Genomic DNA, 18,918 nt, shown 5'->3' on the forward strand with positions numbered 1-18,918 from the left:
GCGGAAAGCCTTATTGCTTGCCGGTGGAGCCGTAGCCGCCCGCACCGCGCTCGGAAGCCGACTCGAACTCCTCGACCACATTGAAGCTGGGCTGCACCACGGGCACGATGATCAGCTGGGCCAGGCGGTCCATGGGCTGCAGCGTGAAGGCCGTGGCCGAGCGGTTCCAGGCGCTGACCATGAGCTGGCCCTGGTAGTCGCTGTCGATCAGGCCGACCAGGTTGCCCAGCACGATGCCGTGCTTGTGGCCCATGCCCGAGCGCGGCAGGATCATGGCGGCGTAGCCGGGGTCCTTGAGGTACATGGCCATGCCCGTGGGCACCAGTTGCCATTGGCCGGGCTCCAGCGTCAGCGGCGCATCGATGCAGGCGCGCAGGTCCAGGCCCGCGCTTCCCGGCGTGGCGTAGGCGGGCATGTTCTCGCGCAGGCGCGCGTCAAGGATTTTGATATCAACGTTCATGGAAACAATCTGGGGAGCGCCTCACGGCAGGCTCTCTTGAAAAGCAAAGCGCGCATTGTGCCCCGCGCCGTCACCCGGACGACTTGAGCCCGCTGCGAAAGCCTTTGACGATGGCATTGATGATGGTGAGCAGCAAGATGAAGGGGCCGACGCCCGGAATCACCACGGCCAGGATCAGGCCGATCACGATACCCAGCAACTGGCCCGGACCTATCTTGAAGACCGTCTTCTTGACAGCCTTGGCGGCGGAGGAGGCCTGGGCTTGCTGTGCCCGCGCCGCCTGCCGGCCGCGATCGGCCCTGCCACCATTCCTGTCGCCTGCAGACGGCGGGCGCCCCGGCAGGGCAGGCACCGACGCCTGCTGCGCAGCAATGCGCGCCTTCTCGGCCGCAGCCTGCACCTGCTCGCGCACGCGCTCGACCACGGACTGGGACTGCGCGCCCGGAGTGGCCACCGCGTCGGTGAAATCGCTGCGTCCCTGCGCCATCCAGCCATGGGCCGCAGAGCGGTACAGGGGGCTGGCGCGCAGCAGCTCATCCACATAGCGCACATAGTCGCCGTGGCGGGGGCCTTCGTAGGTGTTCTGTGACATGCGGGCCTTCGGTGGTGTCAACGGACGGGCGGCAGGCGCCGGGCGATCTCGGCCACCAGCTGGCGCGCCAGCAGGGACTTGGCGGCGTGCGGCAACTCCTGGGTGCCGGACTCGTCGATCAGCAGCAGGGCATTGTCATCCCGCCCAAAGGTTGCGGGACCGATATTGCCCACCAGCAGCGGCACCTGCTTGCGCAGGCGCTTGGCGCTGGCGTGCTGCAGCAGGTCATGGCTCTCGGCGGCGAAGCCCACGCAGTACAGCCGGCCGCTGCGTGCGGGCTCGGACTGCGCGGCGGCCGCCAGGATGTCGGGGTTCTCGACGAAGGTCAGCGTGGGGGTCTGGCCCGAGCCGTCCTTCTTGATCTTCTGGTCTGACGCCGTGGCCGGGCGCCAGTCGGCCACGGCCGCCGTGGCGATGAACACGCCAGCCTGGGGCAGTTGCTGCTGCACGGCATCGAACATCTGCTGCGCCGACTGCACGTCGATGCGCTGCACGCCACGCGGCGTGCGCAGGTGCACGGGCCCGGCCACCAGGGTCACCTGGGCGCCCGCCTCGCGTGCGGCGCGCGCAATGGCAAAGCCCATCTTTCCGCTGGAATGGTTGGTAATGCCGCGCACGGGGTCGATGGCCTCAAAGGTCGGGCCCGCCGTGACCAGCACCTGGCGGCCCTGCAGCAGCTTGGGCGTGAAGAAGGCAGCCAGCTCCTCCATGATTTCCTCGGGCTCCAGCATGCGGCCGTCGCCCACCTCGCCACAGGCCTGGTCGCCCGTTCCCACGCCCAGCACCAGCGCGCCGTCGGCGGCCACCTGCGCCAGGTTGCGCTGCGTGGCCGGGTGTGCCCACATCTCGCGGTTCATGGCCGGCGCCAACAGCAGGGGCACGCGGTCCATGGGGCGCGCCAGGCACATCAGGCTCAGCAACTCGTCGGAGCGGCCCTGCACCAGGCGCGCGATGAAGTCGGCGCTGCAGGGCGCGATCAGCATCGCGTCGGCCTCGCGGCTGAGGTTGATGTGGGGCATGTTGTTGGGCTCGCGCGCGTCCCACTGCGATCCGTAGACAGGGCGGCCCGACAGCGCCTGCATGGTCACCGGCGTGATGAACTGCTCGGCCGCCTCGGTCATCACCACCTGCACGGTGGCCCCGGCCTGTACCAGCAGGCGCACCAGCTGGGCAGATTTGTAACAAGCCACGCCTCCGGAGAGGCCGAGCACCAGATGTTTACCAGCGAACACTTCAGTCATGGCGCGCAATTTAGCAGAGCCGCAACGTCCGAGCAGCCCCGCGCGGCGCGGCGAATTCGGCGGCGCATCTATAATCCTGCTTTACCACCACCAATAAAAGACATGACCAAATTTGTCTTCGTCACAGGCGGTGTGGTGTCTTCCCTGGGCAAGGGAATCGCCTCAGCCTCCCTTGCTGCGATCCTCGAATCGCGCGGCCTCAAAGTCACTCTCATCAAGCTGGACCCGTACATCAACGTGGACCCGGGCACCATGTCGCCCTTCCAGCACGGTGAAGTGTTCGTGACCGACGATGGCGCAGAGACCGATCTGGACCTGGGCCACTACGAGCGTTTCATCGAAACGCGCATGAAGCAGTCCAACAACTTCACCACCGGCCGCATCTACCAGAGCGTTCTGGAGAAGGAGCGCCGCGGCGACTACCTGGGCAAGACCGTGCAGGTGATCCCTCACGTGACCAATGAAATCCAGGAGTACATCAAGCGCGGCGCCGGCATCGGCACGCCGGATGCCGTGGACGTGGCCATCTGCGAAGTCGGCGGCACGGTGGGCGACATCGAGTCCCTGCCCTTCCTCGAAGCCGTGCGCCAGCTGGCCCTCAAGCAGGGCCCCAACAACACGGCCTTCGTGCACCTGACCTACCTGCCCTGGATCGCCACGGCCGGCGAGCTCAAGACCAAGCCTACGCAGCACACCGTGCAGAAGCTGCGCGAGATCGGCATCCAGCCCGACGCCCTGCTGTGCCGCGCCCAGCACCGCGTGCCGGACGAGGAAAAGGAAAAGATCTCGCTGTTCACCAACGTTCCCGAATGGGGCGTGATCTCCATGTGGGACGTGGACACCATCTACAAGGTACCCCGCATGCTGCACGAGCAGGGCCTGGACGGCCTGATCTGCGACAAGCTGCGCCTGAACACGCCGCCCACCAACCTCAAGCGCTGGGATGACCTGGTCCACGAGACCGAGCACCCGCAGGGCGAGGTCAAGATCGCCATGGTCGGCAAGTACGTCGAGCTGTCGGACGCCTACAAGTCCGTCAACGAGGCGCTCAAGCACGCCGGCATGCAAAGCCATGTGGCCGTGAAGATCACCCATGTGGACTCCGAGACCATCAGCGACGCCAATGCGCGCGACAAGCTCTCGCAGTACGACGCCATCCTCGTGCCCGGCGGCTTCGGCTCTCGCGGCGTGGAAGGCAAGATCTCCACGGCCCGCTACGCCCGCGAAAACAAGGTGCCCTACCTGGGCATCTGCCTGGGCATGCAGGTGGCCACCATCGAATACGCCCGCCATGTGGCCGGCCTCGAAGGCGCCAACTCCACCGAGTTCGACCCCAAGTCCGCCAACCCCGTGATCGCCCTGATCACCGAGTGGAAGGATGCCGACGGCACGGTCAAGACCCGCGACGAGAACTCCGACCTGGGCGGCACCATGCGCCTGGGCGCGCAGTCCTCCGACGTGCAGGCCGGCACGCTGGCCCACAGCATCTACGGTGACGTGGTCACCGAGCGCCACCGCCATCGCTACGAAGCCAACGTCCAGTATCTGGACCAGCTGCGCGAAGCGGGCCTGGTGATCTCGGCGCTGACCCAGCGTGAGCAGCTGACCGAGATCGTCGAACTTCCCAAGGAAGTTCACCCCTGGTACATCGGCGTGCAGTTCCACCCCGAGTTCAAGTCCACGCCGTGGAGCGGCCACCCGCTGTTCAATGCCTTCGTGAAGGCTGCGATCGAGCGCCAGAAGGCACCGCGCAAGTCCTGAGCCCCGCAACGCCGCCCACCATTTCCCAAGGAATCCCCACCATGAAACTCTGCGGCTTCGACGTCGGCCTCGACCGGCGCTTCTTTCTCATTGCAGGCCCCTGCGTCGTCGAGTCCGAACAGCTGCAGATGGACGTGGCGGGGCAGCTCAAGGAAATCACGGCGGCCCTGGGCATCCACTTCATCTTCAAGAGCAGCTACGACAAGGCCAACCGCAGCTCGGGCGCCAGCTTTCGCGGCCCGGGCATGGACAAGGGCCTGGAGATCCTCGCCAAGGTGAAGAAGGACCTGCAGGTCCCCATCCTGACCGACGTCCACACCGAGGCCGAGATACCGGCCGTGTCCCAGGTCGTGGACGTACTGCAGACGCCGGCCTTCCTGTGCCGCCAGACCGACTTCATCCGTGCCGTGGCCCAGTCGGGCCGGCCGGTGAACATCAAGAAGGGCCAGTTCCTGGCCCCGCATGACATGAAGAATGTCATCGACAAGGCCCGCGCTGCCGCCAAGGAGGCCGGCCTGTCCGAGGACAGCTTCATGGCCTGCGAGCGCGGCGCCAGCTTCGGCTACAACAACCTGGTCTCGGACATGCGCAGCCTGTCCATCATGCGCGAGACCGGTGCGCCCGTTGTCTTCGATGCCACGCACAGCGTGCAGCTGCCCGGCGGCAACGGCACCAGCAGCGGCGGCATGCGCGAGATGGTGCCCGTGCTCTCGCGTGCGGCCGTGGCGGTGGGCGTGGCGGGCCTGTTCATGGAAACCCATCCCAATCCTCCCTGCGCCCTCAGCGACGGCCCCAACGCCGTGCCACTCAAGCACATGAAGGCCCTGCTCGAAACCCTGGTCGCGCTCGACGACGTGACCAAGAAGAACGGCTTCCTCGAAAACGATTTTGGAGTCTGACCCATGGCCAGCGGCTACATCATTGCGTCCGTCACCGTCACCAAGCCCGAGCAGTACGAGGAGTACCGCAAGTGGAGCACCGAGGCCATGCGCGCGCATGGCGCCGAAGTCTGCGTGCGCGGCGGCAAGGTCGAAGTGCTCGAAGGCGACTGGAATCCCGGCCGCACCGTGATCCTCAAGTTCCCCAGCTTCGAAGCCGCCAAGGCTTTCTACGACACGCCCGAGTACCTGCGTGCCCGCGAAGCCCGCGAAGGCGCGGCCATCATGCGCATGGTCTGCGTCGAGGGTGTCTGACCAGATCAATCAATCCATCACTTCCGGAGGAGGACACATTGAAAAAAGCCACAAAAATTATTTCATCGACGAGCATTGCCTTCATCCTGGCCGCTTGCGGCGGCGGCAGCGATGGTCCTCACGAGACAGTATCTGCGGAAAGCTGTTTTGACATCGCAACGTATTCCCCTGGGAGCGCGATCCAGCAAAAATACGAGGATACGAGGTCAAGCCCACCAGGAAGATCTCTCTCGATCAGCATTGCAAGCACCAATGCCACATTCAATGGAAAATCGGATCTTCTTGCATATGAGGAGATGAGAAGTCCTACCGAATATCTGCCAATGGGATTTGGTAGCTCACTCCAGACAAGCTACCTAAGCCCAATAACAGAAAAGGAGCTTACAACTCATGGAAAAGAATCAGAATTTACCGCAGCGCAATTAAAATCATTTGAAAAAGTAATCTACACCCCCGCGTGGACAGATAAAAAATTCAAGCTAAAGCAAGGCGAATCTCTGAAATATTCCATAGCCGGCAATAGCACAACATCCTCCATCAGTAGCCCCATCCCGGTGAGCAAGGACATCAGCACTGAAATAGAGGTGGTTTTTGAAGGAAAAAATGCAGTAGCCATTGGATCCAGATCGGTCACTGCCTGCAGATTCAATTACAGCACACACCGCGAATGGATCTATAAAGGAATACTCATCAAGATGGATGATGGCACTGGCAAGACCATCTTGACAACTGAAGAACTGACCCGGAACGGTCAGCCTTATTAATCGTATTCTCCAACTCTCTGACAAGAGGTAAAAATTGAGTGCAATCGTTGACATCGTAGGCCGCGAAGTGCTGGATAGCCGCGGCAACCCCACCGTCGAGTGCGACGTGCTGCTGGAATCGGGCGTGATGGGCCGCGCGGCCGTGCCTTCGGGCGCGTCCACCGGCTCGCGCGAAGCCATCGAGCTGCGTGACGGCGACAAGAGCCGCTACCTGGGCAAGGGCGTGCTCAAGGCCGTCGAGCACATCAACACCGAGATCTCCGAAGCCGTGCTGGGCCTGGACGCCTCCGAGCAGGCCTTCCTGGACAAGACCCTGATCGACCTGGACGGCACGGACAACAAGGGCCGCCTGGGCGCCAACGCCATGCTGGCCGTCTCCATGGCCGTGGCCCGCGCCGCTGCCGAAGAGGCCGGCCTGCCGCTGTACCGCTACCTGGGCGGCATGGGCGGCATGCAGCTGCCCGTGCCGATGATGAACGTCATCAACGGCGGCGCGCACGCCAACAACAGCCTGGACCTGCAGGAATTCATGATCATCCCCGTGGGCGCGCCTTCGTTCCGCGAAGCCGTGCGCTGGGGCGCCGAAGTCTTCCACGCGCTCAAGAAGATCATCCACGACAAGGGCATGAGCACGGCCGTGGGCGACGAAGGCGGTTTTGCGCCTTCCGTGGAAAACCACGAAGCCGCCATCCAGCTGATCCTGCAGGCCATCGAGAACGCAGGCTACAAGGCCGGCGAACAGATCGCCCTGGGCCTGGACTGCGCCGCCAGCGAGTTCTACAAGGACGGCATGTACGTGCTGGCCGGTGAAGGCAACCTGACGCTGACCGCCACCCAGTGGACCGACATGCTGGCCGGCTGGTGCGACAAGTACCCCATCATCTCCATCGAGGACGGCATGGCCGAAGGCGACTGGGATGGCTGGAAGATCCTGACCGACCGCCTGGCCGCCAAGGTCCAGCTGGTGGGCGACGACCTGTTCGTCACCAACACCAAGATCCTGAAGGAAGGCATCGACAAGAAGATCGCCAACTCCATCCTGATCAAGATCAACCAGATCGGCACGCTGACCGAAACCTTCGCCGCCATCGAAATGGCCAAGCGCGCAGGCTACACGGCCGTGATCTCGCACCGCTCGGGTGAAACCGAGGATTCGACGATTGCCGACATCTCCGTGGGCACCAACGCAGGCCAGATCAAGACCGGCTCGCTGAGCCGTTCGGACCGCATCGCCAAGTACAACCAGCTGCTGCGCATCGAGGAAGACCTGGGTGACATCGCCCACTACCCCGGCCGCGAGGCTTTCTACAACCTGCGCTGAAAAGCGTTAGGCTTGCAAGCCATCCGGCCTGCAAGCCTTTTTCCTTTCCGCAACATCTGCTGCCATGGTCAACCGCGTCGTCCCCCTTGTCCTGCTCGCCCTGCTGGCTGCCGTGCACGCGCAGCTGTGGCTGGGCCACGGCAGCGTGGCCTATGTGAAGGAACTGCAGCAGCAGATCCACGACCAGAACGTGGCCAACGCGCTGGAAAAAGCCGAGAACGACCGCCTGGCCTCCGAGGTCAACGACCTCAAGGACGGCCTGGCCATGGTCGAGGAAAAGGCCCGCAGCGAGCTGGGCATGGTCAAGCCCAACGAGATCTTTGTGCAGATCGTGCGGCGCTGAGCGTCGGGCTTTCCTGCATCAAGGCCGGCTTCATGCCGGCCTTTTTACACGCTCAGTTTGGCCGGCTCCTCGCCCTGCGTTCTGGGACCGGTTCACTACATGAGATAGGCGTTTGTTTCAGGCCTCATAAATCGGACCGTACTTTCCAGAGTGCATGCATCGCGGATAGAATCCTTTGCTTCAATAAGGAGGGAGTATCCAAATGCAATTCAAAACAAACACAGCCGCAGCTCTTTGCACGCTTCTGGCATCATTTTTTCTCACCGCTTGTGGTGGCGGGGGCAACGATAGCAACGAGCCCTTACCTCTAACCGCTGCTCATTGCTTTGATGACACCAGATATCAGCTGGGAAAAAAGATACAGCAAGAATATTTGGAGGGCAACCTTAAATATCCTCTTTTGCGCACAGTGGAAACCACTACAAGAAATACCAACTTCGGCGGCCATAAAAATCTCATAGAATACACTGCAACAATCAGTATTGCAGAAGAACCATCAATTCAACTCAGAAGAACTCTTGTCTATCTGACTCCGGAGGCACCTTTCGTGTATTGGACCTACGGCTCCATCACGGAGATACTTGGCGACTTCCCCGCAAAGTACAGTACTGTATATTCCGAGCCTGTCATCAACCGAAGGGCCATGCTGAAGCAGGGAGAATCTCTGAGCTATCGCATACGCGGAGAACAAACCAGCGATCAGTACACTGAAAAACATCCCGTAGATGAAACTTATACCCAGACCTATCTTGGTGATGAAACCGTGATGATCGGTGACCGAAAAGTCAATGCATGCAAATTCGACATCGTAACCGGCAACAGAAGCTCTCGTGAATTTATATACAGAAGCTTGCCGGTTCTGCGAAGCAGCATTGATGAGAAATCTATTTATGAAAAAACCGTCAAACTGACTCTTGATGGAAAAGATTACTGATTTTTCGAGCCTAACCCACTGATAGAAAGGCACCTTCAAGAGGTGCCTTTCTTATAAAAGCAGAGATAGTCAGCGTCCCCATGAATACTATGAGGCCTCTACCATCACGCGCCATGCATTGCGCGACCGCATTCCCCAGCATGCTCCTGCTGGGCCCACCAGCGTTGGCACGATCTATGGCTAACGCACTGAACCACTCTTGGCTCAAGCACCAAGGCAACGCGGATTGGTGCTGTGTGGTTGCCGCACCAGCCGCATCGCTGCCCTCGGACTTCGCAATCTACCTGCTCGCCACGGACTGGCGCAATGCCCATGAAGAATTTTCCGCTCAGGAACAGCACTGGCGCAACCGTCTTCGCTCCGAAGCGCGCGACTACGTCGTGCTGCATGGCAGCACGACCCGGCAATGGCAACAGCTGGCCGAGTCGCTCAGGCTCAAGGCTCCGCAAATGGACTGGTCCTGGCTACCCGCAAGCCCCGCGCAACGCGGCGCCCGCCTTCGCCCCTACGGCTGCGAGCAATGCAGCGACCCGGACTGCGAGCGGCGATTGTTCGACGCGCTGCGCAGCGGGCGGGACTGACTCCGAGCGTATTTACTGCACGTTCTTCGAGGTCGGCGGCTGCTTGCCGGCCTCGGTGAACAGCTGGGCTGCGTCGATGGGATCGAATTCGTACTGCTTGCCGCAGAAGTCGCAGCCCACCTCGATGCTGCCGCGCTCCTCCAGGATGCTCTCCACCTCTTCGGAGCCCAGCGACACCAGCATGGACGCCACACGGTCACGGCTGCAGGTGCACGCAAAGCGCGGATGCTCCTCGTCCTGCTGGGGCACGAAGCGCATCAGCTTCTCTTCCCAGAACAGGCGGCGCAGTATGGTCTCCACATCCAGCGTGAGCAGCTCGTCGCGCGTGAGGCTGGAGGCCAGCGTGGCGATACGGTTGTAGTCCTCGTTCAGCCCGATGGCATCCTGGCCCGACTGCTCGCTTTCGGTGGCAGCGGCCAGGTTGGCCTCACCCTTGACCGGCATGCGCTGGATCAGCAGGCCGGCGGCCACCTGGTCGTCGGCCGCCAGCACCAGCACGGTGTCCAGCTGTTCCGACTGCAGCATGTAGTGCTGCAGCGCATCGGACACCTTGGTGAAGCGCCGGCCCTGCGCATCCTGCAGCGGCACCACGCCCTGGTAGGGCTGCTGGCCCGGCTGGCGCCCCTTGGGGTCCAGCGTGATGGCGCAGCGGCCGCCGCCGTGCACATTGAGCAGTTGTTCCAGCGTGGCGCCTTCGGGAGGGTCGCCGATCAGGGTGGCGGTGGCGCGCAGGCCGAAATCGGACTGCACCTCGGCCACAGCCAGCTTGACCGGGCCATCGCCCATGACCTGGAAGACCAGGGCGCCGTTGAACTTGATATTGGACTGCATGAGCACGCCCGCAGCCGCCATTTCTCCCAGCAGTTCGCTCACGGCAACGGGGTAGGCGCCGGTCTCGCCGTTGCCCGCGCGGCGCTGCAGGATTTCCTGCCAGGCATCGGTGAGGCGAACGATGGAGCCGCGCACGGGCAGGCCTTCGAAGATGAATTTATGCAGTTCAGACACGCTGATGGATTCCGTAAAAAAGTGCCGGGCCTCGCTCAGCCCAGCTTGCGCAGCCCGGTCTTGAACCGTCGCGCATTGTCGACATAGTGTTGGGCGCTGCGGCGCAAGCCCTCGATCTGCTCGGGCGTCAATTGGCGCACGGCCTTGGCCGGGCTGCCGATGATCATCGAGCCATCGGGAAATTCCTTGCCTTCGGTGATGAGGGCGCCTGCGCCGACCAGGCAGTTGCGGCCGATCTTCGCGCCGTTGAGCACCACGGCACCGATGCCTATCAGCGACTCGTCGCCAATGGTGCAGCCATGCAGCATGACCTGGTGGCCCACGGTCACGTGGCGCCCCACGACCAGCGGCTTGCCCAGGTCGGCATGCAGCACGCTCGCGTCCTGGATGTTGCTGCCCTCACCGATGGTGATGCTCTCGCAGTCGCCGCGCAGCACGGCGCCGAACCAGATGCTGGCGTCTTCGGCCAGCTGCACATTGCCCATCACTTCGGCGCTGTCGGCCACCCAGGCCGACGCCGCCACTTCAGGGGCCACTCCATCCAGTTCATAGATCGCCATGGGTCTTTGTCTCCGTCAATTATTGGTGATGGCAGGAAACCTAGAATTGTAGGGATGGAGTTACGTCACCGCGCCCTTGAGGTCTTGTGCCTCACGGACCCCGAAGAAAAGGCCGCCGCCGCGTTGGACATGTATGCGCGGCAGGCGCTTTATTCAATAGCACCGCAGGCACCGGCCCTGCCGGATCCCGCGCCGGACCTGCCGGGCCGCCCGCTGCGGCCCGAGCTGCGCCACCACACCGCCGTTGCAAGGCGTTCGCCGGCGACGCCGGAAGGCCGGGCCGTGCTGATCCACGCCATAGCCCACATCGAGTTCAACGCCATCAATCTGGCGCTGGACGCCGTCTGGCGCTTTGACGGCATGCCGCAGCAGTACTACCTGGACTGGCTGCAGGTGGCCGCCGAGGAGGCCAGGCACTTTCGCCTGCTGCGCGAGCATCTGCGCGCGCACCTGGGCCACGACTACGGCGATTTCCCGGCCCACCAGGGCCTGTGGACCATGTGCGAGAAGACCGCCCATGACGTGGTGGCCCGCATGGCCCTGGTGCCGCGCACGCTGGAGGCGCGCGGCCTGGACGCCACGCCCCAGATCCAGAACAAGCTGCGCAACACGCGCGCGCCCGATGCGCTGGCGGCGGTGGACATCCTCGACATCATCCTGCGCGAGGAAGTGGGCCACGTGGCCATAGGCAATCATTGGTACCGCTGGCTGTGCGAGCGCGAAGGCCTGGAGCCCGAGGCCCACTACCAGGCGCTGACCCTGCGCTACGAGGCGCCGCGCCTGCGCCCGCCCTTCAACGAACGCGCACGCCGCGCCGCAGGCTTCACCGATACTGAACTGGCCTGGTTGCAGCAGGTCTGAAGAAAGCCTGCCTGCGCCGTGCGGACAGGCCCAGGCCGCTCGTGAAGCCACACAATGGTTTACAAACTAGGATGGGTCCGACTCCGCAATCGGACTTGTCCCAGCAGACACTGCCTGTCGGCATATTTATTCAGAACATTCCTACAATCAGATCTGCTGCTTCCCGTGTCCCTTCGACCGAACACTCCATGACCGAATTGCCTGTCCATCTCTTCAACGATGCCCCTGTGGCCAGCCCCGCGTCCACGGATCGGGGAATGATTGCGCGCCAGGCCATCGTCAACGGGGTGCAGCAGATCATCGGCTATGAGCTTTTCAACCGTTCGCGCGCCTACCCGGACCATACGGCGGCCTCGGATGTGTCCCTGGTGTTCACGGCCCTGTCGCATGCGGGCGAAGAAGATCTGGTTGGCACCAAGCTGATGTTCGTCAACTGCACGCATGAAAGCCTGGCCGGCGGGCATCTGGAGCTGCTCAACCCCGACAAGGTGGTGCTGGAGATACCTCCGCTGGGCCTGGCCGCCCAGCAGGAGGTACAGGCCCGCCTGCCCATCCTCAGCAATCTGCGCGCACGCGGTTTCAACCTGGCCTTCAATCACACGGTGCTGGAGTCCGCCTATGCAGCCTGGCTGCCCCTGGCCGACTACATCAAGTTCGACCTGTCCGTGCTGGCCCCTGACCAGTTGGCCGTGCTGGTCAATTTTGCCGGCCGCCACACGCGCGCCGAGCTGATCGCCGAGAAGGTGGAAAGCGCCCAGCAGCATGAGCAGGTGGGCCGCCTGGGCATACAGCTGTTCCAGGGCTTCTGGTTCGCGCGGCCCACGGTGGTGCGCACCAAGCTGCTGTCGCCCTCGCAGCAAAGCATTGTCCAGCTGCTGAATCTGGTGCGCCAGCAGGCCAGCACCGATGCCATCGAGGATGTGCTCAAGAAGGATGCGGGCCTGGCCTTCAACCTGATGCGCCTGATCAATTCCGTGGGCTTCGGCGTGCAGCGCGAGATCACCTCGTTCCGCCAGGCCGTGATGCTCATGGGCCTCAAGAAGCTGTTCCGCTGGGCGGCCATGCTGCTGACCGCATCGCGCAACGGCGGCCCGCCGCCGGCCATCGGCCAGACCGCCGTGATCCGCGGGCGGCTGATGGAGCTGCTGGCCCAGGAATCGCTGAGCGAGGAAGACTCCGACCAGGCCTTTGTCGTCGGCATCTTCTCGCTGCTGGGCAGCATGCTGGACCTGCCGCAGGACGTGGCCATGAGCCTGATCCCCGTGCCCGACGCCGTCTCCGCCGCCGTGCTGCGCCACGAAGGCGTGCTGGGCGAGCTGCTGATCCTGGCCCAGGCCTGCGAAGCCAGCGACGATGCAGCCTTCCACCGCAGCGCAGGCGCGCTGCGCCTGAGCAGCCAGCAGATCAACTGGGCCCATCTGCAGGCCCTGGCCTGGACCGACCAACTGGCAGACAGCTCGCTATAGCTATAAGCTATAGAACGCCATCGAAAGCCATCGCTCATCCATCTTTCTCAGCTTCCAAATGACTACCAACGACAACTCCTCCGCTCCGCCGCCCCCCCTGCCAGCCGGGGTGGAGGACGGGCAGGTGGCCGTCATTGCGCGCCAGGCCATCGTCAACGAGGCGCGCGATGTCTTCGGCTATGAGCTTTTCGACCGCTCCACGGCCCAGCATGCGCACACGGCTGCCTCCGATGCCGCCCTGCTCTTCAACGCGCTGTCGTATGCGGGCGCCGAAGCGCTGGTGGGCAAGAAGACAGTCTTCATCAACTGCACGCATGACAGCCTGGCCGGCGGCCACCTGGAACTGATCCACCCCGACAAGGTGGTGCTGGAGGTACCCACGCTGGGCGAGAACGCCACGGCTGCCGATATCGAGGAACGCCTGCCCACCTTCCAGGCCCTGCGCCAGCGCGGCTTCCGCCTGGCCTTCAACCAGCACCTGCTGCGCCGCGCCTATGCCAGCTGGCTGCCTGCGGCCGCCTTCATCAAGCTGGACATGCAGACCTTCGCACTGGCCGATGCCGAGACCCTGGTGAAGTTCGCGCGCGCCCATACCAATGCCCAGATCGTGGCCGAAAAGGTCGAGACCTCCGAGCAGTTCGAGCGCATGCGCGACCTGGGCGTGCGGCTGTTCCAGGGCTTCTGGTTCGCCCAGCCGCAACTCGTGCAGGCGCGCACCATCCGCCCCACGCAGGCCACCATCATCCAGCTGATCAATCTAGTGCGCCAGCAGGCCAGCACGGACGAGATCGAAGCCCTGCTCAAGAAGGATCCCACGCTGTCCTTCAACCTGCTGCGCTTCATCAACTCCTCGGGTTTCGGCCTGTCGTGCGAGATCACCTCGTTCCGCCACGCGGTGATGATCCTGGGCCTCAAGAAGCTGTTCCGCTGGGCGGCCCTGCTTTTGACCACTTCGCGCGCGGGCGGCACGCCGCCGGCCGTGGGCCAGACCGCCGTGGTGCGCGGGCGCCTGATGGAGTTGCTGACGGCCGAGCTGCTCTCGCCCGAGGAGTGCGACAACGCCTTCGTGGTCGGCGTGTTCTCGCTGCTGGACGTGATGCTGGGCCAGCCCATGGAAAAGGCGCTGGAGTCCATCGCCCTGCCCCAGCCCGTGATCGATGCGCTGGTGCACAACAAGGGCGTGTTCGCGCCCTTCCTGGAGTTGACGCGTGCCTGCGAAAGCGGCGATGACGAAGGCTTCGCGCGCGCAGCCAATGCACTGCAGCTGTCCAACCACCAGGTCAACTGGGCGCATCTGCAGGCCCTGGCCTGGGCCGACAATCTCACGGCGGACGAGCCCATGGCATAGGCGGGCCCTGCACATCCGGCACCAAAGACAAAGGGCTTGCGGCCATGACGGCTGCAAGCCCTTTTTGCATGGGCGCCGGTGGCGCCCTGCGCTCCATCAATTGAGCTTGATGCCGGCTGCGCGAATGATGCGCGCGTTGGACTGGGACTCGGCCTCGATCTGGCGTGCAAAGTCCTCGGCCTTGCCGCCCATGGCCACGTTGTCGGTGGCCTCCAGCTTGGCGCGCATGTCCGGCTGGGCCAGCACCTGGTTGATCTCGGCATTGAGCTTTTGCAGCACGGGCGCAGGCGTTCCAGCGGGCGCGAAGATGCCGAACACCGAGGTCATGTTGGCGCTCTTGTAGCCCAGTTCGGCCAGCGTGGGAACGCCGGGCAGCGACTCCAGGCGCTGGGGTGCGCCCACGGCCAGGGCCTTGAACTTGCCCGCCTTGATGTGCTGCAAAACGGCCGGGCCGGCATTGGTGGACAGCACTTCGAACTGCGCGCTCAGGCCGTCATTGAGCTGCTGCCCGCCGCCCTTGTAGGGAATGTGCGTGATCCGGACCTGCGAGGCATGCATGATCTGCTCGAGCATGATGTGGCCCAGCGAGGCCAGGCCGGCTGTGGCCCAGCGCACTTCGCCGGGCTGCGCCTTGGCCTGGGCCACCAGCGCATTGAAGTCGGCCGCCGTGGAGCGGGCCGTGCCCAGCAGCAGCACGGGCGAGTACATCACGCTGGTCACGGGCACCAGGTCGCGCTGCGGATCGAACAGGGGCTTGCCCAGGTGCGGGCTCAGCGTCAGCGGGCTGATGGAGGAAAAGCCCAGCGTGTAGCCATCGGGTGCGGCCTTGGCCACCAGGTCCAGGCCGATGGCGCCGCCGGCGCCGGCCTTGTTGTCCACCACCACGGGCTGGCCCAGGCGGGCGGCCAGCTTCTCGCCCAGGGCGCGGGCCACCACATCGCTGACGCCGCCGGCCGGGTAGGAAACCACCACGCGGATGGGCCGGCTGGGCCATGCCGCATCGGCAGCCGAGGCAGACATCGGCAGGGCCGCGGCAGCCACCGTCGCCGCCAGCATGGAAGTCACCAGCACATGCCGGCGCAGGAAATCAGTCATCGAGAACTCCGCAGAAACACATCGAACACGGCGGTGATTGTTGTGCAAAGCACATATCCCCGAGGCGGGCTTTGCCACTTCGACGGTTTCAACGCCAGAAATAGGCAATCCGGCGAACCGACCACATCCAATCAACCACGCGGATGGTGCAAAGCGTGCAGCGCCTTGAGCCGCTCGCGCGCCACATGGGTGTAGATGGTGGTGGTGGAGATATCGGCATGGCCCAGCAGCATCTGCACCACGCGCAGGTCTGCGCCATGGTTGAGCAGGTGGGTGGCGAAGGCATGGCGCAGCGTGTGCGGCGACAGCGGTGCCGTGACACCCGCAACCTGCGCGCAGCGCTTGACGATGACCCAGAACATCACGCGGCTCATCGCAGCCCCGCGCTGGGTCACGAAGACCGCATCGCTGCGCTGCCCGCCCAGGATGGCACCGCGCGCCGTGGCCAGGTAGCGCTCCAGCCACCAGTGCGCCTCCTGGCCGAAGGGCACCAGTCTTTCCTTTTGCCCCTTGCCGGTCACGCGCAGCACGCCCGAGCGCAGATCGATGCCATGCATCGGCAGATCCACCAGCTCGCTCACGCGCAGGCCGCTGGCGTACATCAGCTCCAGCATGGCGCGGTCACGCAGGCCCAGCGGCGTATCGACATCGGGCGCCTTGAGCAGCGCCTCCACCTGAGCCTGCGTCAGCGTATGCGGCACGCGCGGCGGCTGCCGTGCCGCCAGCATGCGCACCGTGGGATCGGCCGCAATGCGCTGCTCGCGCAGCGCCCAGTGGTAGTAGCGGCGCAGCACCGTCAACCGCCGGTTGGAAGAACTGGCCTTGGTCTGCTCCACCCGCACCGCGAAATAGCCCTGCAGTTCCAGCTCGCCCGCCGCATCCAGCGCCAGCGGCGGCCGCTGGTGCGCCAGCCACCGGCCCCAGGCCATCAGATCGCGGCGGTAGGCCGCCAGCGTATTGCGCGACAGCCCGTCCTCCAGCAGCAGCGCATCCATGAACAGGTCCAGCGCATCCAGGCTGGCCGGCAGCGGCGCGGGCCAGGATGCAGGATCGGCAGCAGGTTCGGCTTCGGCAGCCGAGGGGGACACGATGGAAGCGGCGGGCACTTGGGACATCCCATCAAGCCTACAACGAAAAAACCCGAGGTCCGCAAGGAACCTCGGGCTCTGATCCAACCGCTCAGGGCGGTGCTTACTCCAGCGTGAGTTTTTGCTGGGCAACCACCTTCTTGTAGGTCTCGTACTCTTCCTTGATCTGCTTGGCGAACTCTTCAGGCGAGTTGCCGATGACCAGGGAGCCCGTGTCCTCGATGCGCTTGCGCACGGCCGGGTCCTGCAGCACCTTGCGCACGGCGGCGTTGATCTTGTCCACCACGTCCTTGGGCATGTTCTTGGGGCCCAGGATGCCGTAGTAGGCCATGCGGTTCACCGGCTCCAGGCCCACTTCCTTGAAGGTGGGCACATTGGGCAGCACGGCCAGGCGCTGGGGCGCGGCCACCACGATGGGCACCAGGCGGTTGTCCTTGATGAAGGGCAGGGCCGAGGGCAGGTTGTCCAGCACCATGGGCACCTGGCCCGCCACCACGTCGTTGAGCGCGGGGCCCGCGCCGCGGTAGGGGATGTGGGTGACGAAGGTGTTGGTCAGGCTCTTGTACAGCTCCATCAGCATGTGCTGGATGCCGCCCGTGCCCGAGGATGCATAGGAGTACTTGCCCTGGGACTTCTTGAGTTCGGCCTCGAAGCTCTTGTAGTCCTTGGCGGGGAACTTGGGGTTCACCGCGATCACGTTGGGCGTGGCCGCCACGTTGATGATGGGCGTGAAGTCCGTCAGCGTGTTGTACGAGATCTTGGGGTTGATCGCGGGGTTGGTCGCCGTGGTCGAGACCGTGGCGATGCCCAGGCTGTAGCCATCGGGCTGCGAGCGCGCGGTTTCCATGGCGCCGATGACGCCACCGCCGCCGCCGCGGTTGTCCACCACCACGGGCTGGCCCAGTTCCTTGGTCAGGGGTTCGGCGATCACGCGGGCGATGATGTCGGTCGTGCCACCGGGGGCGAAGGGCACCACCAGCTTGATCGGCTTGGTGGGGTAGGCCTGGGCCAGGGCTCCGGTGCTTGCGAGGACCAGGGTCAGTCCCATCCAGTTGCGACGATTCATACAGGATCTCCTTTTGGGGGTCGTGTTGACGAAGAGGTTTTCATGGACATCCGCAAGGCCGTGCCTGCGGATGGATGGTCTGCGAAATGAAGGCTCGCAAACGCTGCCACGGAACAGCCATGTTGGGGCCTGGAGCCCGCTGCGCGCTTGACGGTCGTCAGGACCTGCGCTTTCGGATCGGCTGTGTGGACCCCAGCGATGCTAAGGCCCGGGGCCCGGTTGTCACAGTTTGTCGCAGCACTGATTTCCCGGTGTTTACCCCTAGCCTCGCGCCATGGTTTCTCGGGAGACGCGGCGACTGCGGGGTTGCGCTTATGCTCAGCCCCCGTGAACTACGCCGTGCTGCTCTTCCCCGATTTTTCGCTCATCGTGCTTGGCTACGTGCTGTGCCGCTTCACACAGCTCAATCGCACGGTCTGGCAGGCGGTGGAGGCGCTGGTGTACTACCTGCTGTTCCCGGTGCTGCTGTTCCACTCCATCGTCAAGAGCCCGGTGGACTGGGGTGCCACCTCCCACTTGCTGGCCGCTGGCGTATGTGCGGCCCTGGTCGGCATCGGCCTGGCCTACAGCCTGCCCTGGTGGCCGGGCCTGCGCGGCCGGATCGACACACGCGAGCATGCCGGCGCCGTGCAGGTGGCGTTTCGCTTCAACTCCTTCATCGGCCTGGCGCTGGCCAGCCGTCTGGCGGGGCCTGAGGGCCTGCTGTTCATCTCGGTGCTGATCGGCGTGAGCGTGCCGCTGTGCAATATCGCGGCCGTCTGGCCCATGGCGCGCGGCAGCAACCAGCACTTCCTGGGGCAACTGGTGCGCAATCCGCTGATCGTGGGCACGCTGTCGGGCCTGGTGTTCAGCGCGCTGGGGCTGAAGCTGCCCGCACTGCTCGAGCCGTCAGTCTCCCGCATAGGCGCAGCCTCCATCGCGCTGGGCCTGATGTCGGCCGGCGCCGGCATGCAGTTCGGCGCGCTGGCCGCCGGCAAGCTGCTGGCCGTGTGCCTGCTGGCCGTGCGGCATCTGGTGCAGCCGCTGATCGCCTATGCCATGGTGCGGGCATTTGGCCTCAGCGGTGCGCAGGCGCTGATCCTCATGGCCTTCTCGGCTCTGCCCACCGCATCGTCGTGCTATGTGCTGGCCGCGCGCATGGGCTACAACGGCTCATATGTGGCGGGGCTGGTCACGCTGTCCACGCTGCTGGGCGTGCTCAGCCTGCCGTTTGCGCTGAGCCTGCTGCAGTTCTGATGC

General features: G+C 64.2%; 20 protein-coding genes. 12 read left to right on the plus strand and 8 right to left on the minus strand.

Annotated elements, in window-relative coordinates:
• Positions 1-10: 10 nt before the first annotated feature.
• The 3 genes from dut to coaBC form a co-directional block, all read right to left on the minus strand.
• Positions 11-460 carry a dUTP diphosphatase gene (gene dut / locus ACN20X_RS23965; RefSeq protein ID WP_017404378.1) on the minus strand — a complete coding sequence of 150 codons (450 nt, stop codon included), beginning with the start codon at positions 458-460 and terminating at the stop codon, positions 11-13.
• A 70-nt stretch (positions 461-530) separates the two neighbouring features.
• Complete coding sequence (locus ACN20X_RS23970) at positions 531-1,052, minus strand: hypothetical protein (protein ID WP_203400536.1); 522 nt, start codon at positions 1,050-1,052, stop codon at positions 531-533.
• Positions 1,053-1,069: 17 nt separating this feature from the next.
• Positions 1,070-2,293, minus strand: a complete 1,224-nt coding sequence (gene coaBC / locus ACN20X_RS23975; RefSeq protein WP_160851768.1) for a bifunctional phosphopantothenoylcysteine decarboxylase/phosphopantothenate--cysteine ligase CoaBC — start codon at positions 2,291-2,293, stop codon at positions 1,070-1,072.
• Between the two features lie 102 nt (positions 2,294-2,395).
• Here coaBC and ACN20X_RS23980 point away from each other — a divergent pair, with 102 nt between their 5' ends.
• The 8 genes from ACN20X_RS23980 to ACN20X_RS24015 all read left to right on the plus strand — a co-directional run bounded on the left by ACN20X_RS23980 (position 2,396) and on the right by ACN20X_RS24015 (position 9,190).
• Entirely contained in the window at positions 2,396-4,054 is a 1,659-nt protein-coding gene (locus ACN20X_RS23980; protein WP_016447642.1) for a CTP synthase, read from the plus strand.
• Between the two features lie 41 nt (positions 4,055-4,095).
• On the plus strand, positions 4,096-4,953 hold the full coding sequence (gene kdsA / locus ACN20X_RS23985) for a 3-deoxy-8-phosphooctulonate synthase (RefSeq protein ID WP_016451250.1): 858 nt from the start codon (positions 4,096-4,098) through the stop codon (positions 4,951-4,953).
• 3 nt (positions 4,954-4,956) lie between these two features.
• Complete coding sequence (locus ACN20X_RS23990) at positions 4,957-5,247, plus strand: DUF1330 domain-containing protein (RefSeq protein WP_016447644.1); 291 nt, start codon at positions 4,957-4,959, stop codon at positions 5,245-5,247.
• A 38-nt stretch (positions 5,248-5,285) separates the two neighbouring features.
• The gene (locus ACN20X_RS23995; RefSeq protein WP_133073136.1) at positions 5,286-6,011 is read left to right on the plus strand and encodes a hypothetical protein; all 726 of its coding nucleotides are present in this window, start codon (positions 5,286-5,288) and stop codon (positions 6,009-6,011) included.
• Between the two features lie 34 nt (positions 6,012-6,045).
• Complete coding sequence (gene eno, locus ACN20X_RS24000) at positions 6,046-7,332, plus strand: phosphopyruvate hydratase (protein ID WP_012206907.1); 1,287 nt, start codon at positions 6,046-6,048, stop codon at positions 7,330-7,332.
• Positions 7,333-7,396: 64 nt separating this feature from the next.
• A complete protein-coding gene (ftsB, locus tag ACN20X_RS24005; protein ID WP_012206908.1) occupies positions 7,397-7,675 on the plus strand; it encodes a cell division protein FtsB in 279 nt (92 codons plus the stop codon).
• Positions 7,676-7,877: 202 nt separating this feature from the next.
• A complete protein-coding gene (locus ACN20X_RS24010; protein ID WP_016447645.1) occupies positions 7,878-8,609 on the plus strand; it encodes a hypothetical protein in 732 nt (243 codons plus the stop codon).
• A 236-nt stretch (positions 8,610-8,845) separates the two neighbouring features.
• Entirely contained in the window at positions 8,846-9,190 is a 345-nt protein-coding gene (locus ACN20X_RS24015; protein WP_223275207.1) for a hypothetical protein, read from the plus strand.
• 12 nt (positions 9,191-9,202) lie between these two features.
• Here the strand turns inward: ACN20X_RS24015 and hslO are convergent, their stop codons facing one another.
• Both hslO and ACN20X_RS24025 read right to left on the minus strand, forming a co-directional pair.
• Complete coding sequence (gene hslO / locus ACN20X_RS24020; protein WP_016451249.1) at positions 9,203-10,195, minus strand: Hsp33 family molecular chaperone HslO; 993 nt, start codon at positions 10,193-10,195, stop codon at positions 9,203-9,205.
• Between the two features lie 35 nt (positions 10,196-10,230).
• Positions 10,231-10,755 (minus strand): gamma carbonic anhydrase family protein, encoded by a 525-nt coding sequence (locus ACN20X_RS24025; RefSeq protein ID WP_016451248.1) that lies wholly within the window; start codon positions 10,753-10,755, stop codon positions 10,231-10,233.
• A gap of 54 nt (positions 10,756-10,809) precedes the next feature.
• Here ACN20X_RS24025 and ACN20X_RS24030 point away from each other — a divergent pair, with 54 nt between their 5' ends.
• From ACN20X_RS24030 to ACN20X_RS24040, 3 genes are all read left to right on the plus strand, one after another.
• On the plus strand, positions 10,810-11,616 hold the full coding sequence (locus tag ACN20X_RS24030; RefSeq protein WP_016451247.1) for a ferritin-like domain-containing protein: 807 nt from the start codon (positions 10,810-10,812) through the stop codon (positions 11,614-11,616).
• Positions 11,617-11,804: 188 nt separating this feature from the next.
• Positions 11,805-13,082: an EAL and HDOD domain-containing protein gene (locus ACN20X_RS24035; protein ID WP_016451246.1), complete on the plus strand. Its 1,278-nt coding sequence runs from the start codon at positions 11,805-11,807 to the stop codon at positions 13,080-13,082.
• Between the two features lie 58 nt (positions 13,083-13,140).
• Positions 13,141-14,430 carry an EAL and HDOD domain-containing protein gene (locus ACN20X_RS24040; protein ID WP_016447651.1) on the plus strand — a complete coding sequence of 430 codons (1,290 nt, stop codon included), beginning with the start codon at positions 13,141-13,143 and terminating at the stop codon, positions 14,428-14,430.
• Between the two features lie 96 nt (positions 14,431-14,526).
• Here the strand turns inward: ACN20X_RS24040 and ACN20X_RS24045 are convergent, their stop codons facing one another.
• From ACN20X_RS24045 to ACN20X_RS24055, 3 genes are all read right to left on the minus strand, one after another.
• Positions 14,527-15,525, minus strand: a complete 999-nt coding sequence (locus ACN20X_RS24045) for a Bug family tripartite tricarboxylate transporter substrate binding protein (protein WP_016447652.1) — start codon at positions 15,523-15,525, stop codon at positions 14,527-14,529.
• Between the two features lie 131 nt (positions 15,526-15,656).
• Entirely contained in the window at positions 15,657-16,640 is a 984-nt protein-coding gene (xerD, locus tag ACN20X_RS24050; protein ID WP_016451245.1) for a site-specific tyrosine recombinase XerD, read from the minus strand.
• Positions 16,641-16,716: 76 nt separating this feature from the next.
• Complete coding sequence (locus tag ACN20X_RS24055) at positions 16,717-17,679, minus strand: tripartite tricarboxylate transporter substrate binding protein BugE (RefSeq protein ID WP_016451244.1); 963 nt, start codon at positions 17,677-17,679, stop codon at positions 16,717-16,719.
• A gap of 327 nt (positions 17,680-18,006) precedes the next feature.
• Between ACN20X_RS24055 and ACN20X_RS24060 the strand changes: the two genes are divergently transcribed.
• A complete protein-coding gene (locus ACN20X_RS24060) occupies positions 18,007-18,915 on the plus strand; it encodes an AEC family transporter (RefSeq protein ID WP_017404366.1) in 909 nt (302 codons plus the stop codon).
• The last annotated feature ends 3 nt before the right edge of the window (positions 18,916-18,918 follow it).

The sequence above is a fragment of the Delftia sp. PX-1 genome (assembly GCF_055797465.1).

What these genes read in the sequence shown, in the direction of transcription:
- ACN20X_RS23980 (WP_016447642.1), top strand. Translation starts at nt 2,396, where the DNA reads ATGACCAAATTTGTCTTCGTCACAGGCGGTGTGGTGTCTTCCCTGGGC.
- ACN20X_RS23990 (WP_016447644.1), top strand. Translation starts at nt 4,957, where the DNA reads ATGGCCAGCGGCTACATCATTGCGTCCGTCACCGTCACCAAGCCCGAG.
- coaBC (WP_160851768.1), bottom strand. Translation starts at nt 2,293, where the DNA reads ATGACTGAAGTGTTCGCTGGTAAACATCTGGTGCTCGGCCTCTCCGGA.
- dut (WP_017404378.1), bottom strand. Translation starts at nt 460, where the DNA reads ATGAACGTTGATATCAAAATCCTTGACGCGCGCCTGCGCGAGAACATG.
- kdsA (WP_016451250.1), top strand. Translation starts at nt 4,096, where the DNA reads ATGAAACTCTGCGGCTTCGACGTCGGCCTCGACCGGCGCTTCTTTCTC.
- ACN20X_RS24055 (WP_016451244.1), bottom strand. Translation starts at nt 17,679, where the DNA reads ATGAATCGTCGCAACTGGATGGGACTGACCCTGGTCCTCGCAAGCACC.
- ACN20X_RS24025 (WP_016451248.1), bottom strand. Translation starts at nt 10,755, where the DNA reads ATGGCGATCTATGAACTGGATGGAGTGGCCCCTGAAGTGGCGGCGTCG.
- ACN20X_RS24010 (WP_016447645.1), top strand. Translation starts at nt 7,878, where the DNA reads ATGCAATTCAAAACAAACACAGCCGCAGCTCTTTGCACGCTTCTGGCA.
- ACN20X_RS24045 (WP_016447652.1), bottom strand. Translation starts at nt 15,525, where the DNA reads ATGACTGATTTCCTGCGCCGGCATGTGCTGGTGACTTCCATGCTGGCG.
- ACN20X_RS23970 (WP_203400536.1), bottom strand. Translation starts at nt 1,052, where the DNA reads ATGTCACAGAACACCTACGAAGGCCCCCGCCACGGCGACTATGTGCGC.
- ACN20X_RS24040 (WP_016447651.1), top strand. Translation starts at nt 13,141, where the DNA reads ATGACTACCAACGACAACTCCTCCGCTCCGCCGCCCCCCCTGCCAGCC.
- ACN20X_RS24030 (WP_016451247.1), top strand. Translation starts at nt 10,810, where the DNA reads ATGGAGTTACGTCACCGCGCCCTTGAGGTCTTGTGCCTCACGGACCCC.
- xerD (WP_016451245.1), bottom strand. Translation starts at nt 16,640, where the DNA reads ATGTCCCAAGTGCCCGCCGCTTCCATCGTGTCCCCCTCGGCTGCCGAA.
- ACN20X_RS24035 (WP_016451246.1), top strand. Translation starts at nt 11,805, where the DNA reads ATGACCGAATTGCCTGTCCATCTCTTCAACGATGCCCCTGTGGCCAGC.
- ftsB (WP_012206908.1), top strand. Translation starts at nt 7,397, where the DNA reads ATGGTCAACCGCGTCGTCCCCCTTGTCCTGCTCGCCCTGCTGGCTGCC.